The 15,384-nt window shown below is 68.4% G+C and carries 14 protein-coding genes and 1 tRNA gene; 8 read left to right on the plus strand and 7 right to left on the minus strand.

Annotation, left to right across the window (positions count from 1 at the left end; all coding sequences use genetic code 11):
* Nucleotides 1–2 precede the first annotated feature (2 nt).
* The gene (locus EV640_RS04850) at nt 3–599 is read right to left on the minus strand and encodes a putative glycolipid-binding domain-containing protein (RefSeq protein ID WP_133725963.1); all 597 of its coding nucleotides are present in this window, start codon (nt 597–599) and stop codon (nt 3–5) included.
* A gap of 133 nt (nt 600–732) precedes the next feature.
* Between EV640_RS04850 and EV640_RS04855 the strand changes: the two genes are divergently transcribed.
* Nucleotides 733–2,373: a thiamine pyrophosphate-binding protein gene (locus EV640_RS04855; protein WP_133725964.1), complete on the plus strand. Its 1,641-nt coding sequence runs from the start codon at nt 733–735 to the stop codon at nt 2,371–2,373.
* Between the two features lie 50 nt (nt 2,374–2,423).
* The gene (locus tag EV640_RS04860) at nt 2,424–3,203 is read left to right on the plus strand and encodes a cyclase family protein (RefSeq protein WP_036473812.1); all 780 of its coding nucleotides are present in this window, start codon (nt 2,424–2,426) and stop codon (nt 3,201–3,203) included.
* A 112-nt stretch (nt 3,204–3,315) separates the two neighbouring features.
* Here the strand turns inward: EV640_RS04860 and EV640_RS04865 are convergent.
* The 5 genes from EV640_RS04865 to tmk all read right to left on the minus strand — a co-directional run bounded on the left by EV640_RS04865 (nt 3,316) and on the right by tmk (nt 7,992).
* A tRNA-Thr gene (locus EV640_RS04865) sits at nt 3,316–3,388 on the minus strand.
* A gap of 66 nt (nt 3,389–3,454) precedes the next feature.
* Nucleotides 3,455–4,489, minus strand: a complete 1,035-nt coding sequence (locus tag EV640_RS04870; RefSeq protein ID WP_051501342.1) for a universal stress protein — start codon at nt 4,487–4,489, stop codon at nt 3,455–3,457.
* Between the two features lie 119 nt (nt 4,490–4,608).
* Entirely contained in the window at nt 4,609–6,192 is a 1,584-nt protein-coding gene (locus tag EV640_RS04875; RefSeq protein WP_036476709.1) for an alpha/beta hydrolase, read from the minus strand.
* Complete coding sequence (locus EV640_RS04880; protein WP_036476712.1) at nt 6,185–7,342, minus strand: DNA polymerase III subunit delta'; 1,158 nt, start codon at nt 7,340–7,342, stop codon at nt 6,185–6,187. The genes EV640_RS04875 and EV640_RS04880 overlap by 8 nt, the downstream gene beginning before the upstream one ends.
* Complete coding sequence (tmk, locus tag EV640_RS04885; RefSeq protein WP_036476714.1) at nt 7,339–7,992, minus strand: dTMP kinase; 654 nt, start codon at nt 7,990–7,992, stop codon at nt 7,339–7,341. The genes EV640_RS04880 and tmk overlap by 4 nt, the downstream gene beginning before the upstream one ends.
* 128 nt (nt 7,993–8,120) lie before the next feature.
* Here tmk and EV640_RS04890 point away from each other — a divergent pair, with 128 nt between their 5' ends.
* The 3 genes from EV640_RS04890 to EV640_RS04900 all read left to right on the plus strand — a co-directional run bounded on the left by EV640_RS04890 (nt 8,121) and on the right by EV640_RS04900 (nt 10,663).
* Nucleotides 8,121–9,482, plus strand: coding sequence for a trans-sulfuration enzyme family protein (locus EV640_RS04890; protein WP_243832234.1), 1,362 nt, complete (start codon nt 8,121–8,123; stop codon nt 9,480–9,482).
* Between the two features lie 9 nt (nt 9,483–9,491).
* Nucleotides 9,492–9,803 (plus strand): DUF2516 family protein, encoded by a 312-nt coding sequence (locus EV640_RS04895; protein ID WP_051501343.1) that lies wholly within the window; start codon nt 9,492–9,494, stop codon nt 9,801–9,803.
* 113 nt (nt 9,804–9,916) lie between these two features.
* Nucleotides 9,917–10,663 (plus strand): phosphoglyceromutase, encoded by a 747-nt coding sequence (locus EV640_RS04900; protein ID WP_036476719.1) that lies wholly within the window; start codon nt 9,917–9,919, stop codon nt 10,661–10,663.
* Nucleotides 10,664–10,736: 73 nt separating this feature from the next.
* Here EV640_RS04900 and phoU read toward each other — a convergent pair whose 3' ends face one another.
* Complete coding sequence (gene phoU, locus EV640_RS04905; protein WP_036476883.1) at nt 10,737–11,390, minus strand: phosphate signaling complex protein PhoU; 654 nt, start codon at nt 11,388–11,390, stop codon at nt 10,737–10,739.
* Nucleotides 11,391–11,560: 170 nt separating this feature from the next.
* Between phoU and EV640_RS04910 the strand changes: the two genes are divergently transcribed.
* The 3 genes from EV640_RS04910 to purH are packed head-to-tail and all read left to right on the plus strand — an operon-like array spanning nt 11,561 to nt 15,251.
* Nucleotides 11,561–12,826 carry a sensor histidine kinase gene (locus EV640_RS04910; protein ID WP_084479663.1) on the plus strand — a complete coding sequence of 422 codons (1,266 nt, stop codon included), beginning with the start codon at nt 11,561–11,563 and terminating at the stop codon, nt 12,824–12,826.
* Nucleotides 12,823–13,503, plus strand: a complete 681-nt coding sequence (locus tag EV640_RS04915) for a response regulator transcription factor (RefSeq protein WP_036476722.1) — start codon at nt 12,823–12,825, stop codon at nt 13,501–13,503. Before EV640_RS04910 ends, EV640_RS04915 begins: the two co-directional genes overlap by 4 nt.
* 56 nt (nt 13,504–13,559) lie before the next feature.
* Nucleotides 13,560–15,251, plus strand: a complete 1,692-nt coding sequence (gene purH, locus EV640_RS04920) for a bifunctional phosphoribosylaminoimidazolecarboxamide formyltransferase/IMP cyclohydrolase (protein ID WP_084479664.1) — start codon at nt 13,560–13,562, stop codon at nt 15,249–15,251.
* The last annotated feature ends 133 nt before the right edge of the window (nt 15,252–15,384 follow it).

Consider the following 15,384-nt stretch of genomic DNA (forward strand, 5'->3'; position numbering starts at 1 on the left):
CTTCAGGCGCGGCGGGCCAGGGACGGGTAGTCGATCACCAGGCCATGGGAGTCTACGGTCAGGTCAGCGCTGAAGTCGCCGCGCAGGCTGCTATACCTGACGAGCCTGCGCTCACCTTCCCACTGCGAGGCGTAGACCTGCTCACTGCGCAGCACGCGCAACGACGGCATCTCCACCCACGCGGTGGCCAGCTGTGTTGCGGGCACGTCCCGGTCCAGGAGTCCGAGCCGGCGGATCGGCATCGTGTTGGTGACCGGACACAGGCCGAGATCACAGTCGATCGCGTCGTCCAGGGTCGCCGGCTCGTCCAGACCGGGTGGCGGCAGCTTGGTGTCGCCCTGTGCCCCAGCTTCGGCAGACCACCGACCTGACTCTGATCGGGTGAGCTCCAACCAGCGGGACCAGCCGAACCCGCGTGTGCTCACGCGCAGCGCCTGCGTCATCCACCCGCTGGCGACGTCGAGCTCCCAGGCCGAGCTGAAATGTCGGGTCTGGGTGCTGCCGATGGCGTGCATGGAGGACTCGCTCAGTTCGATGCATGCGTGGTCGGAGCGGTCAGGGTCGTCGAGGCCGGACCAGGAGAGCAGATGACTCGTCATGGGATCAGTCTCGTCTCGCCGAGGCTCCGCGACAAGGTGCGCGCACCGAGGAGCTTCGGGTCCGGCATCGCCGATCAGGCTCGGCATGGTCGAATAGGTCATGCCAGCCATTCAACGAGCCGGAGGAGAGCAGATGATCACCGTCGCAGAACAGGTCGGCACCTACCTCGCCCGCCTCGGTGTCGGCCACGCCTTCGGCGTCGTGGGCAGCGGAAACTTCATCGTGACCAATGCCCTGCGCGCAGCGAGAGTGCCCTTCATCGCCTCCAGGCACGAGGGCGGCGCGGCGACCATGGCGGATGCCTACTCTCGGATGAGTGGGGAGGTCAGCGTGCTGAGCCTGCACCAGGGGTGCGGCCTGACCAACGCCGGCACCGGAATCACCGAAGCCGCGAAGTCCCGCACCCCGATGATCGTGCTGGCCGCGGAGAGTGCGGCTCACCAGGTCCATTCCAACTTCGCCATGGACCAGACAGGCTTCGCCCGCGCGCTCTCGGCACAGCCGGAACGCGTCCACTCCGCGGCATCTGCGCTCACAGACACCTTCAGGGCCTATCGCACGGCAGTCCGGGACCGCCGCACCGTGGTGTTGAATCTTCCTCTGGACGTCCAGGCCGCGGAGGCTCTCGGAGAGATCCCGCAGCTCGGCGTCGAGCCGCGACCCGAGATCACGCCGTCCCAGGGCGAGCTCGAGCCACTGATCGAGGCGTTGGCTCGCAGCGAGCGGCCGGTGTTCCTGGCGGGGCGTGGTGGGCGCGGAGCGAAGCATGAAATCGCAGCGCTGGCGCAGGCGACCGGGGCCCTGCTGGCGACCAGCGCCGTGGCGAAGGGACTGTTCCACAGCAACGACTTCGACCTGGGCATCTCCGGCGGCTTCTCCTCGCCCCTGAGCGCAGAGCTGATCAGCGACGCCGACCTGGTCGTGGCCTTCGGCTGCGGCCTGAACATGTGGACCACCCGCCACGGCAGGCTCATCGGTCCCGACACCGTGGTCGCCCAGGTCGACGTCGAGGATTCCGCACTCGGTGCCCATCGCGGCGTCGACCTCCCGATCCTCGGCGGTTCACGCGGCGTCGCCCAGGCACTCCTGGGGGCTTTCGATGGCCGGGAGCGCACCGGCTACCGCACACCTGGGGTGCAAGAGCGCATTGCGACCCAGTCGCGCTGGGACCAGACCCCGACCGAGGACCTGGGCACTCCCGGAGAGAACATCGATCCGCGTGAGCTCTCCAAGGAGATCAACCGGATCCTTCCGGCCGAGCGGATCGTCAGTGTCGACTCCGGCAACTTCATGGGTTACCCCAGCCAGTACTTCGACGTGCCCGATGAGTTCGGCTTCTGCTTCACCCAGGCGTTCCAATCGATCGGGCTGGGCCTGTACACCGCCATCGGGTCGGCCCTGGCGCAGCCCCGTCGGATGCCGGTGCTGGGAACCGGTGACGGCGGGTTCCTGATGGCCGTTCAGGAACTGGAGACCGCGGTGCGCCTGGAGCTGCCCTTGGTCGTGGTGGTCTACAACGACGCCGCCTACTCGGCCGAAGTCCACCACTTCGGTGAGGGGCATGACCTGGCAACGGTGAGGTTCCCCGACACGGATATCGCCGCGATCGCTCGAGGATTCGGTGCCGACGGCATCACCGTGCGCTCCACCGAGGACCTTGCACCGCTGCGGGAATGGGTCGGGTCAGACCCCAGGCGTCCCCTGGTGATCGATGCGAAGGTCGCCGACGACGGAGGCTCCTGGTGGCTGGCGGAGGCTTTCAAGGGGCACTGAAACTCCGATAGCCTCAGCTGAGATCCATCTCGAGAAGAGGGTGTCACCACATGACCGCAGTGAATGCATTGCTCGCCGGCCTGGCCGACAGCTCCGTGCGCATCGTCGATCTCACGAATCCGCTGTCCGCCTCAACACCGACCTTGAAGCTGCCCGAGCCCTTCGCCAACCTGATCGATTTCAGCCTGGACAAGGTCTCGGAGTATGACGAACCGGGGCCGTTCTGGAAGCACCACAACATCCACACCGGTGAGCACGTCGGTACCCACATCGATGCTCCGGTGCACTGGGTATCAGGCCGAGAGGGCCATGACGTGGCCTCCATCCCGCCCGAGCGACTCATCGGCCCGGCCGCGGTGCTGGATGTCAGGGAGCAGGTGGAAAAGGATCCTGACTTCCTGCTGCAGATCGAGGACATCCGTGCCTGGGAGACCGCGAACGGTCCCTTGCCCGAGAACGGCTGGCTGCTCCTGCGCACCGGATGGGACCGGTTCTCCCAGGACCAGGAGTCGTTCCTCAACGCCGACGACACCGGCTCACACACCCCCGGCATCTCGGCAGAGGCGGCCCTGTGGATCGCGGAGCAGACCTCGCTCTCGGGCATCGGGGTGGAGACGGTTGGGATCGACGCCGGCCGCGGCGCCGAACTGGACCCGCCGTTCCCGGTGCACTATCACCTGCTGGGCAATGACAAGTACGGGATCACCTCGCTGCAGAACTTGGACAAGCTCCCCAGCGTGGGGGCGATGCTGGTGGTGGCTCCGCTGCCCATCGTGGATGGGACCGCGAGCCCGTCCCGGGTCTACGCGCTGGTCCAGGACCCGGCCTAGCTGCGGCTGGCCCGGTCTGAGAACCCGGCTGCTCCTGCGGTGCCGCTCTGGTGTCCTGAGACGAGAAAAACCCTCCACCCTGAATATGCATCCAGATCAGAGGGTCAATCGGAGCCGCCTGCCGGAATCGAACCGGCGACCTATTCATTACGAGTGAATCGCTCTACCGACTGAGCTAAGGCGGCGTGGCACCGCGGTGGGGCGCACGAGGGTCTACTTTACTGTGGCACCCCACCGCGGTCAAAGCTCGCTCAGTCGTGGGCGGGGACCACCATCACCGGGGTCGTCGCGTGGTGCAGCAGCTCCCGGGAGACCGAGCCAAGCAGCGCACTGCGCATGCCTCCGTAGCCCCGGGTGCCGACCACGGTCAGCTGTGCCCGGCCGCTCATCTCTTGGAGCACGTTGACCGGGAAGCCCTCCTCCACGGTCCCGATGACCGAGAGCTCCGGGAACTGTGCCTGGATCCACCCGACCTCCACGTCGAGCTCCTTGTTCAAGTCATCCACCCGGGTCTGGACCATCGCCTGCTCGCGGGCCGCGAGCTCCGGGTACCACATCGCGGCCGTGGTCAGCGGTGGCAGGGCCATCACCAGATGCAGCCGGGTGCCGTGGCTGATGGCGGTCCTGGCGCCCTCCACAGCGGCTCGCCGGGAGTGCGGGGAGGCGTCGATGCCGACCACCACAGGCCGGGTGTCGGCGGTGCTGATCGCCTCTGCGCCCTCGCCCACGCTGGCCTCATCGGTGTGCGGGACCACCACGGTGGGGGAGTGCGCGTGGCCTGGCAGGGCCGCGGCCACCGATCCCAGGATCCGCCCGGTGAACCCGCCGCGGCCGCGGCTTCCGACCACGCACAGCTCCGCGGAGCCTGAGAGGTGGACCATCACCCCGGCTGCATCACCGTGCTCCAGCCGGTAGGTGACCTGTCCGGGGTGTCCGGCCAGTCGTTCCCTCGCCACGTTCAGCGTCTTCTCGGTCGCCTGCCGGGCCAGAGTCTGGCCGCCGGCGTCCGGAAAGCTCTCGAGGTACCCGCTCACCGCCGGGGGAATGGTGAAGGAGCTCACCACGGTCAGCGGGAGGCCGCGGAAGTGCGCCTCCCGTGCCGCCCAGCGCAGGGCCGAGGTGGCGTTGGGTGAACCGTCGAACCCGACCAGGACCCCGAGCGGGCGCGGGGCCCGGGCCTGTTCATCGGCCGCCGTCGGCTCCGCCGCGAGGGTGGTGTGAGCATCGTGCTTCGGGGTGGAGTCGGGTGAGGTCGCTTCGGGGGCGAGTGGAGCTTCTGAGTTCATGGCAGCGTCCTAACGCAGATCAGCTGAATATGGCCGATGATTCAGAACTGCCGCGTGGACGTCGTCGTCACCGGTACTGAAGAGTCTACAAGGCGATTTCTACAAGCGGTAGAAAAAGTTCAGCAGTCCGTCCGGCCTTCGGTGAGCTCCCCGCCGATCAGGTACCGGTCCACGGCCTCATCCACACAGCCGTTGCCCGCCCGGTAGGCGAGGTGTCCCTCGCCCTCGCGGATGATCAACGAGGACTGCGGCACCTGTTCGTGCATGTTCTCCGCCCATTCCACCGGGGTGGCCGGGTCACCGGTGGTGCCGATCATCAGCAGCTCGTCCACCTCGCCGAGGTCCGGGTTCCAGGGCTCGGACACGTTCTCCGCGGGCCATTCTCCGCAGATGACCGCGCGGTGCCCGAGGTAGGGCCCGAAGGTGGGCGCCTGCTCGGAGACCTCCTCGAACTCGGCGTCGATCTGCTCCTGGTCCTGCGGCATCGGGTAGTCCAGGCACATCACGGCGTTGAAGGCGAAGCTGTTGATCCACTCGTAGCTGCCGTCGGGGCTCCGGCCGGCCTGCAGGTCCGCGAAGTACTGGAACATGGTGAAGTCCTCCTGGCCCAGGGCCACGGACATCGCCTCAGAGAGCACCGGCCAGGCCTCGCGGCTGTACATCGGGGTGATGAATCCGCTCACCAGGGTGGAGACGTTGACGGTGCGCCCGTCCGCGCCCTGTACCGGGGTCTCCGCGACGCCGGCGAAGAGCTCCTGCACACCCTCGATGACCTCCTCCACGGTGTCACCCGCGGGGCAGGTCTCCTGCTCGATGCACCACTGCGCGTAGTTCTCCAGCGCCACCTCGAAGCCGAGCGCCTGACCCTTGTTCAGCTCATGGGCATCGATCGAGACATCGAGCATCCCATCCAGGACGAAGCGCCCGACCCGGTCGCCGTAGTGCTCGGCATAGGTCATGCCCAGCTTGGTGCCGTAGGAGAAGCCCAGATAGTTCAGCTCATCCTGATCCAACACGGCCCGGATCACGTCCATGTCCCGGACCGCCGAGAGGGAGTCCACGTGCCCGAGCAGGGCGCCGCTCTCGGACTCGCACTGGGCGGCCAGCTCGGCCGCCGACTCGCGGGCCTCGGCATAGGAGGACGCATCGTCGAGCTGCTCCTCGGAGACCTGTTCCCGGTACTCGTCCATCTCGGCGTCGTCCAGGCAGGTCACCGGTGCCGACCGGTGCACCCCGCGCGGGTCGAAGCCGATGATGTTGTAGTGCTCGATGAGCTCCTCGCTGAACGCGACCGAGAGCGAGTCCGCCACGGCGTCATAGCCGGAGGAGCCGGGTCCGCCGGGGTTGGTGAGCAGATGCTCGGCGTCGTCCCCGCCGGTCTGGGAGCTGATGATCCGGATCTCCAGGTCCTCCTGCGCCCCCGGCTCGGCCCAGTCCATCGGCACCGTGACATCTGCGCACATCATGGTCTCCTCGCAGGAGGTCCACTCGATGTCCTGGTCGTAGTACGCGGTGTAGTCCTCGGCCGCGCTGGGGAGCTCCTCTGCGGGCACCGAGGTGGCGGTGATCGGCTGCGCCTGCGCCTCCGCCGCGCCGGAGTCGGACTCCTCACCTGAGTTCACGCAACCCGAGAGCAGCAGCGCGGCCGCGGCGGTGAGGCCGACCAGCCGCAGCCCGCGAGGAGAGAGCACATTCTCAGGCACGGGACCTCCCGGGTAGGAACTGCATCATCAGGGCCTCCATGGCCAGGAGCGGGGGCACATTCTGGGTGATCCGGACCCGGGCGGCGTTGATCGCGTCGAGCCCGGCGAGGGTCTGCTCGGCGCTGAGCGACTCCGCATAGCGTTGCAGCTCCTCACGCAGGTGTTCATTGATCAGCTCCGCACCGGTGCCCAGCTTCAGGCTCAGCACATCCCGGAACACCGCGGTGAGATCGATCAGTGCGCGATCCAGGGAGTCCGCGACGGCGCGCTTGGCCCGCCGGGTGTTCTCCTCCTCCAGCTTCTTGAACTGGCTGCGCAGCTTGGGCGGGATCTTCTCTTCGGCGTCGAGACCCAGCGACCGACGCAGCGAGGCCTGCTCGGCCTCCAGCCGCGCCGCGGCGGTGCTGGCAGCATCCGCCTGTGTCATCTCCACCAGCGAGCCCGCAGCCTTGATAGCGGCCGAGGACGAGGTCAGCCGCAGCGGCAGCGTGACCACCTGCTCACGACGACGACGCGCCTCCGGGTCCCGCGCCAACCGGCGCGCCACCCCGATGTGGTTCTGCGAGACCCGGGCGGCGAAATGCGCCTGCTCCTCGTTGAGGCCGTCCCGGGTGCTCAGCAGCTGGGCCACCGCAGCGGTGGGCGGGATCCTCAGGCTCACCAGCCGGCAGCGCGAACGGATGGTGACCAGCACGTCGGCCGGGCTCGGCGCGCAGAGCACCCAGAGCGTATGCGGCGGCGGCTCCTCGATGGCCTTGAGCAGCACATTGGTGGCGCGTTCGGTCATCCGGTCCGCGTCCTCGACCACGATCACCCGCCAGCGAGCGCCCTGCGGCTTCTCCTGCGCAGTGGTGATCAGCGCACGCACATCCTCGATCTTGTAGGTCACGTTCTCGGTGGAGACCAACTTGACCGAGGGGTGGCTCTGCGCGGCGACCAGCCGGCAGGACCGGCACTCGCCACAGCCGCGGGCCGCCGGCTCCGGCTGCTCACAGTTCAGCGCCGCCGCGAAGGCGCGCGCGGCGTTGGAGCGCCCCGAGCCCGGGGGACCGGTGAACAGCCAGGCATGGGCAGGGGTGCCGGATCCGGCCGCGCGACGCAGCTGTTCGACCACGGCGTCCTGCCCGACCAGCTCGGTGTAGACGCTCATGAGTTCAGCAGCTCCTGACCCAGCAGCTCCTGGACTCGGGCCCGGATCTGGGTGTGCAGCTCCTGTGCGGGGCCGGAGGCCTCAAGCACCAGATAGCGACCGGGGGCAGCCTCGGCGCGGGTGAGGAAGGCATGGCGGAGCCGGTCATGAAAGGCGTCCTCGGCGGATTCGATCCGATCCGAGCGCCCCGCACGGCCTTCCCGGCGAGCTCGGGCGGCGGCCGGGTCCAGGTCCAGCAGCACGGTCAGGTCGGGCTGCAGTCCTCCGGTGGCGAAGCCGTTGATCGCCGCCACCGCCTCGGTCCCGAGCTCGCGGCCCTCACCCTGGTAGGCGACCGAGGAGTCCACGTAGCGGTCGCAGAGCACGAAGCGCCCGGCCTCCAGCGCCGGCTCGATCCGCTGGACCACGTGGGCGGCGCGTGAGGCGGCGAAGAGCAGCGCCTCGGTGCGCGGATCGATCTCGCCCTGATCGTGCTCCAGCACCAGCGAACGGATGCGCTCGCCGATCGCGGTGCCGCCGGGCTCGCGGGTCCGCTCATAGGGCACCGCCTGCTCCTGGAACCAGGACTCGAGCAGGTCCAGCTGGGTGGTCTTGCCGGCGCCGTCGCCGCCTTCGAAGGCGACGAATCCTCCGCGTCTGAGATGGGTCACACGTCCAGCCTACCCAGCCCCAGGGACACGGAGGTGACACGCAGTTCTCACGCGCAGCCCGCACCACCGGGCGTCCACCACCGTGCGCGCCACCCGGGCCGTCACCGGCGCTGGGGTACCGTAACGGTGTGAACCAGCATGAACGCACCTTCGTGGTCAACGCGGGCCGCGGCCCTCATGGACCGAACCAGCCCGTCAACATGCCCGTGGACTTCACCTCCACGTACTCCTACCGGCCCGGCGTGCACGCCGCGCAGGACTACGCCCGGGAGGGGATGCCCTCCTGGGAGCCGCTGGAAGAGCTGCTGGCGCAGCTCGAGGCCGGCACCCGCACGACCTCGCAGTCCCAAGGGCTGGTCACCACCGCCGAGGAGCACCCGGTCCAGGTGCTGCCCGGCCTGCTGTTCTCCTCCGGGATGGCGGCCATCTCCGCCGTGGTGCAGCTGCTTCCCCTCGGAGGCCACCTGATCATGCCGCGACACAGCTATATGGGCTTCTCCGCGCTGGCCCAGCAGATGGCAGACCAGGGTCTGCTCACGCTGCACCGGGTGGACATCGCCGACACCGAGCAGGTCACCAGCACGCTGCACGACGTCTCCACCCTGGCCAGCGCCCAGGACGACATGGTGATGCTCTGGGTCGAATCCCCGACCAACCCGATGCTGGAGATCGCCGACCTCCCCGCGGTGCTGACCGCCGCGAAGAAGCGCGGGGTGCTCACCGCGGTGGACAACACCTTCGCGACTCCGCTGCGCCAGCGCCCACTGAAGCACGGGGCCGATGTGGTGGTCCACTCGGTCACCAAGTTCCTCTCCGGGCACTCGGATTTGATCATGGGCGTCGCGATCACCGGCGACCCGGAGATCCACGCCCGGCTGCACCAGCACCGCACCCTGCACGGCGCGATCCCCGGCCCCATGGAGGTCTTCCTCGCGCTGCGCGGCGTGCGCACCCTCGCGGTGCGCCTCGACGCCTCGGAGTCCAGCGCGGGTGAGCTGGCCCGCCGGCTGGATGAGCTCAGCCAGGACGCCGGACTGCCGCTGCGCAAGGTCAACTACCCGGGACTCGCGGCACACCCGCAGCACCAGCGCGCCGCCGAGCAGCTCGGCGGCTTCGGCGCGATCCTGACCATGGAGCTCGACGCCGACCAGCCCGATCCCGCCGAGGAAGCCAGAACTGCCGACCAGCCCGGTCCCGCCGGAGATCTCGGCCCCGCCGGCGCACCGGAGACTGGGCGGCGGATCTCCAATCAGCGCAGCGAGGCCGAGGTGGCCGACGCCGTGCTCAGCGCGCTCACGCTCTGGACCCCGGCCACCAGCCTGGGCGGCGTGGAGTCCCTGGCCGAGCGCCGTCGTCGTCATCCCGGTGAGCCCTCCTCGGTCCCTGACGGGCTGATCCGCCTCTCGGTGGGCATCGAAGATGTGGAGGATCTCTTCGCAGATCTGCTCAACGCGTTGCGCACCGCCGCAACCGGGGAGCCCATCCGATAACATCGGGGTATGCAGTCTCCCCTCTCTGATATCTGGATCTTCGTCCTGCAGACCGAAGCCTGGATGCACCTGGCCTTCGCCCTGGTCTGCCTCGGCCTGGCCATCGTCGCGCTGGTCAAGTGCATCCCGAAGAACGCGCAGCGCTTCGACATCGCCTTCAAGCGGACCAAGGGGTTCTGGCTGGGTATGACCGGCGGTGCCGTGGTCCTCGCGCTGCTCGGCGCTGCCGGAGCCGGTCCCTTCGGCCTGATCTTCCCGGTGGCCGCGGCCTGCATGGCGATGGTCTACCTGACCGACGTCAACCCCGAAGTCTCCGACTGACGTGTTCCGTTCGACCTGAACCGGTCGTCCTGAACCGGTCGTCCTGACCGGGACCGCTGACCGCACCCCCGCGCCGATTTCCATGTTCGACTCCGAAAGGGAGACACACTCCTATGGCCTATGACCTGATCCTGCTCCGCCACGGGCAGAGCGACTGGAACGAGAAGAACCTCTTCACCGGCTGGGTGGATGTGCCGCTGACCGCGCTGGGCCGTGAAGAGGCCGCGCGCGGCGGAGAGCTGCTCAAGGAGCACCAGCTGCTGCCCGACGTGGTGCATACCTCGCTGCTGCAGCGCGCCATCACCACCTCACACCTGGCGCTGGAGACCGCGGACCGGCTCTGGATTCCAGTGAAGCGAGACTGGCGGCTCAACGAGCGCCACTACGGCGCGCTCCAGGGCAAGGACAAGGCCGAGACGCTGGCGCAGTACGGCGAGGAGCAGTTCATGCTGTGGCGCCGCTCTTATGACACCCCGCCGCCGGAGATCGCCGCCGACGACGAGTTCTCCCAGCTGGGGGATCCGCGCTACGCCGATCTCGGTGACGCCGCGCCGCGCACCGAGTGCCTCAAGGACGTCGTGGACCGGATGATGCCCTACTGGGAGTCCGCCGTGATCCCGGATCTGCGCGAGAACAAGACCGTGCTGCTCGCAGCCCACGGCAACTCGCTGCGCGCGCTGGTGAAGTACCTCGACGGCATCTCCGACGAGGACATCGCCGGGCTGAACATCCCCACCGGGATCCCGCTGCACTACCGGCTGGACGAGGATCTGAAGCCGCTGAACCCCGGCGGCACCTACCTCGACCCCGAGGCCGCGAAGGACGCGATCCACGCCGTAGCGAACCAGGGCAAGAAGTAGCGGGCAGGAAACAGCCTGCACAGCAGAAGATCCCCTCAGACATCGAAAGATGTCTGAGGGGATCTTTCGTGGTTCACCGTTCGCGGGAGTCCCAGGCGCCGGTGACCAGGTAGTCCACCTTGTTCGCCACCGAGACCCCATGGTCTCCAAAGCGTTCGAAGAACCGGCTCACCAAGGTGGAGTCCACGCTGGTGGCGGCGCTCTGCTGCCAGTCCTCGGCGGCCACGGTGGTGAACACCGAGGCGTGCAGATCATTGAGCTGTTCGTTGAGTGCATGGATCTCCGCGACCAGGTGCAGCTCGCGGGTCTCCAACAGCGTGATCAGCCGCGAGGAGATCTGCGTGGAGAGCTTCGCCATCTTCTCAAAGACCGGGTGCAGCGCGTCCGGGGCCACCCGGTCCGGGTAGCGCATCCGGGCGAGCTGGGCGATGTGCCGCGCGAGATCGCCCATGCGCTCCAGCGAGGTGCTCATCCGCAGCGCCCCGACGATCATGCGCAGGTCCGAGGCCACCGGGCCCTGCAGCGCGAGCAGCTCGATGGCCTTCTCGTCGAGCTCCACCTGCAGCCGGTCGATCTGCGCGTCGGCGGCGATGACCTCCTCCGCCAGCTGGAGATCGGTGGTGTCGAAGGCGGTGTAGGCCTTCTCCATCGCGGTGTGGACCAATGTTGTGATCTGGATCAGCTGCTCACCAAGGTTGATGAGGTCTGCCTGAAAGAGCTTTCGCACGTCTTCGCGTTCCTTTCCCGCCGTGGAGTATCCCGACAGTGAATCCTTGCCGGTGCAGATGAACACCAGCGAAGTCAGCAGTCGACGCGCAGGTGAACGCTGGTTGAACCCTGGGAGCCGTTGTCGCCATTTGGCCCCGCCCGCCCGGCGCCGGGCCTAAGCTGTAGGACGTGGATCCCCTGCTCATCGCCGCACTCTCCGGCGTCGTCGGCCTGGCACTGGGCGTCGTCGGCATGTATGCCTTCCGTGTCAGTGAGAAGCAGCGCGGCGCCGGCATCGACGTGGACGAACCTTTGATGCCCGCCGGTGCCACCGAGGTGCTCGCCTCGCTGGGCCTGGCGTACATCGTCGTGGACACCGTGGACGGGGTGGTGCGCGCGAATCCCGCCGCCTACGCCTTCGGCCTGGTCCGCGGGCATACCGTGGTCCACCAGCAGCTGCTGAACCTCACCGCCCGGGTCCGCGGCGACGGGGTGATCATCGACCAGGAGCATGAGCTGGCGCGCGGCCTGCAGGGGGAGACCTCCCTGGTGGTGCACCTGCGCGTGGCACCGCTGGGCGACGAGTACATCCTGGTCCTCGCCGATGACCGCACCGAGTTCTCCCGGATCGAGGCGGTGCGCAACGACTTCGTCGCCAACGTCTCCCACGAGCTGAAGACCCCGGTCGGGGCGATCTCGTTGCTGGCCGAGACCATCGAAGACGCTGCCGACGACGACGTCGCGGTCCGCCGGTTCACCCAGCGCCTGCACAAGGAGTCCCGCCGGCTCGCGGCGCTGGTCCAGGACATCATCGAGCTCTCCCGGGTCCAGGGCAAGAACGTGGTCCACGCCGGACGGCCGGTGGACCTCGAAGACGTCATCGCCGACGCCGCGGACCGCTCCCGGCTGCCGGCGGAGTCCAAGAACATCGAGCTCAAGATCGGCGGCACGCTGCCGCACCGGGTCCACGGCGACGCCGATCAGCTCGCGATGGCCTTCCGGAACCTGATCGACAACGCGGTGCGCTATTCCCCGGAGTCCACCCGGGTCGGCATCGGGCTCTCCAGTCGCGACGGGATCGCCCAGGTCACCGTCACCGATCAGGGGATCGGCATCGCGAAGGAGGACCAGGAGCGGATCTTCGAGCGCTTCTACCGGGTCGACGCCGCGCGGTCCCGGCAGACCGGCGGCACCGGCCTGGGCCTGAGCATCGTCAAGCACGTGATCACCAACCACGGGGGCGAAGTGGCGCTGTGGTCCCAGCAGGGGAGGGGCTCCACGTTCACCGTGCGGCTGCCCGAGCTGGATGAAAGCCTCGACACCCTAGAAGGGCTCGGCCGCGGCGCGGCAGGGCTCGCCGAAGCATCCGATCGCACCGCCCCATATGGTCCTGCATCGCGTCACAGTGCAGCGAATCCGGCCCCCACACGGGCCGGCGAAGGAGGAAACGCGTGACCAGAATTCTGCTCGTGGAGGATGAGCCCTCATTCTCGGAAGCCCTGTCCTACACCCTGGAGAAGGAGGGCTACGACGTCGTCGTCGCCGAGAATGGCTTCGACGCGGTCGAGATCTTCACCCGCGAGGGGGCCGACCTGGTCCTGCTGGATCTGATGCTGCCCGGCCAGTCCGGCACCGAGGTGTGCCGCCAGATCCGGCTGCAGTCCAATGTTCCGGTGATCATGCTCACCGCGAAGGACTCCGAGATCGACAAGGTCGTGGGTCTGGAGCTCGGGGCCGATGACTACGTCACCAAGCCCTATTCCTCCCGCGAGCTGCTCGCCCGGGTCCGTGCGGTGCTGCGCCGCCGGGTCGAGACTGAGATCGACGACGGCTCGATGGTCACCGCGGGACCGGTCAGCATGGACATCGAACGCCACACCGTGGAGGTCCAGGGCGCCGCGCTGAGCCTGCCGCTGAAGGAGTTCGAGCTGCTCGAGATGCTGCTGCGCAACGCCGGACGGGTGCTCACCCGCGGCCAGCTCATCGACCGGGTCTGGGGCTCGGACTACGTCGGTGACACCAAGACCCTCGACGTCCACGTCAAGCGGCTCCGGGCCAAGATCGAACCCGACCCGTCCCGGCCGGAGTTCCTGATCACCGTGCGCGGGCTGGGCTACAAGTTTGAGTCCTGAACCGGGTCGGTAGACTGGTCCAGGTCCCCAAGCGTCGTCCCCTCACAGGAGTGTGCATGAGCATCGTCAGCGATTCCGCAGCGCAGAACAACACCGCGGCTGCACCCTCACCCACCTCCGGAGGCCCATCGCGCCAGCCGATCCGACGCGCTCTGATCTCGGTCTATGACAAGACCGGGCTCGAGGACCTCGCCGCAGGGCTGCACGCCGCCGGCGTCGAGATCGTCTCCACCGGCTCCACCGCCAAGCGCATCGCCGCCGCGGGCGTCCCGGTGATCGAGGTCTCCGAGGTCACCGGCTTCGCCGAATGCCTCGACGGCCGGGTCAAGACCCTGCACCCGAGGGTGCACGCCGGGATCCTGGCCGACCGCCGCCGCGAAGACCACCGCGCGCAGCTCCAGGAGCTCCAGATCGAGCCCTTCGACCTGGTCGTGGTGAACCTCTACCCCTTCGCCGACACCGTCGCCTCCGGCGCCGCCGAGGACCAGATCGTCGAACAGATCGACATCGGCGGTCCCTCCATGGTCCGCGCCGCCGCCAAGAACCACGCCTCCGTCGCAGTGGTGGTGGACCCGCTGCGCTACCACGACGTCGTCACCGCAGCCGGTGCCGGCGGCTTCAGCCTCGCCGCCCGGCAGCGCCTGGCAGCCCTGGCCTTCGCGCACACCGCCGCCTACGACACCGCGGTGGCGCGCTGGACCTCCCAGCAGTTCGACGACGACTTCGACGCCGCCTCGGTGCCCGCCTCGCCGCTGAGCCGCACCGAGAAGAAGTTGAACTTCCCGCCCTACGCCGGGCTCGCGCTGCAGCGCCTGGACACGCTGCGCTACGGCGAGAACGCCCACCAGCCCGCCGCGCTCTATGCCGACTCCAGCGCCGGACCGGGCCTGGCGCAGGCCAAGACCCTGCACGGGAAGGCGATGAGCTACAACAACTATGTCGACGCCGACGCGGCGGTGCGCACGGCCTTCGACTTCGCCCAGCCCGCCGTGGCGATCATCAAGCACGCCAACCCCTGCGGCGTGGCCGTGGGCGCCACCGTGGCCGAGGCCCACCGCAGCGCTCACGCCTGCGACCCGCTCTCGGCCTTCGGCGGCGTGATCGCCGCCAACCGCACCATCACCGCCGAGATGGCCAAGACCGTCTCGGAGATCTTCACCGAGGTCGTCGTCGCTCCGGCCTTCGAGGAGGAGGCGCTGGCGATCCTGACCAAGAAGAAGAACATCCGGCTGCTGCGCCTGCCCGAGGGTCACCGGCGCGATCGGGTGGAATATAAGCAGATCTCCGGGGGCATGCTGCTGCAGGCCTCGGACGCCGTGGACGCCGAGGGTGACACCACCTCCGGCTGGAAGCTGGTCTCGGGCGAGGCCGCCGAGCCTGAGATGCTCGCCGATCTCGACTTCGCCTGGCGTGCGATCCGCTCGGTGAAGTCCAACGCGATCCTGCTGGCGAAGAACCAGGCCACCGTCGGGATCGGCATGGGCCAGGTGAACCGGCTGGACTCCTGCCGACTCGCCGTCCAGCGGGCGAACACGCTCGCCGGTGACGGTGTGGAGCGCGCCCGCGGATCCGTCGCGGCCTCCGACGCGTTCTTCCCGTTCGCCGACGGGCTGCAGAGCCTGATCACCGCGGGCGTGCGCGCCGTCGTGCAGCCCGGCGGGTCCCAGCGCGACGAGGAGGTCATCTCGGCAGCCCGCGACGCCGGCCTGACCATGTACCTCACCGGGACCCGACACTTCTTCCACTGATCTGCTGATCCACCGATCTGCTGATCCACCGATCCACGGATCGACCACCACCACCGTTGATCTGATCCGCAGCCGCGGAGCACCACGCCGTCGGCCCCGGACCTGATCGCCCTATGCCTGCTCGGCACCCTCG

Source organism: Nesterenkonia aurantiaca (assembly GCF_004364585.1).
GTDB lineage: Bacteria > Actinomycetota > Actinomycetes > Actinomycetales > Micrococcaceae > Nesterenkonia > Nesterenkonia aurantiaca.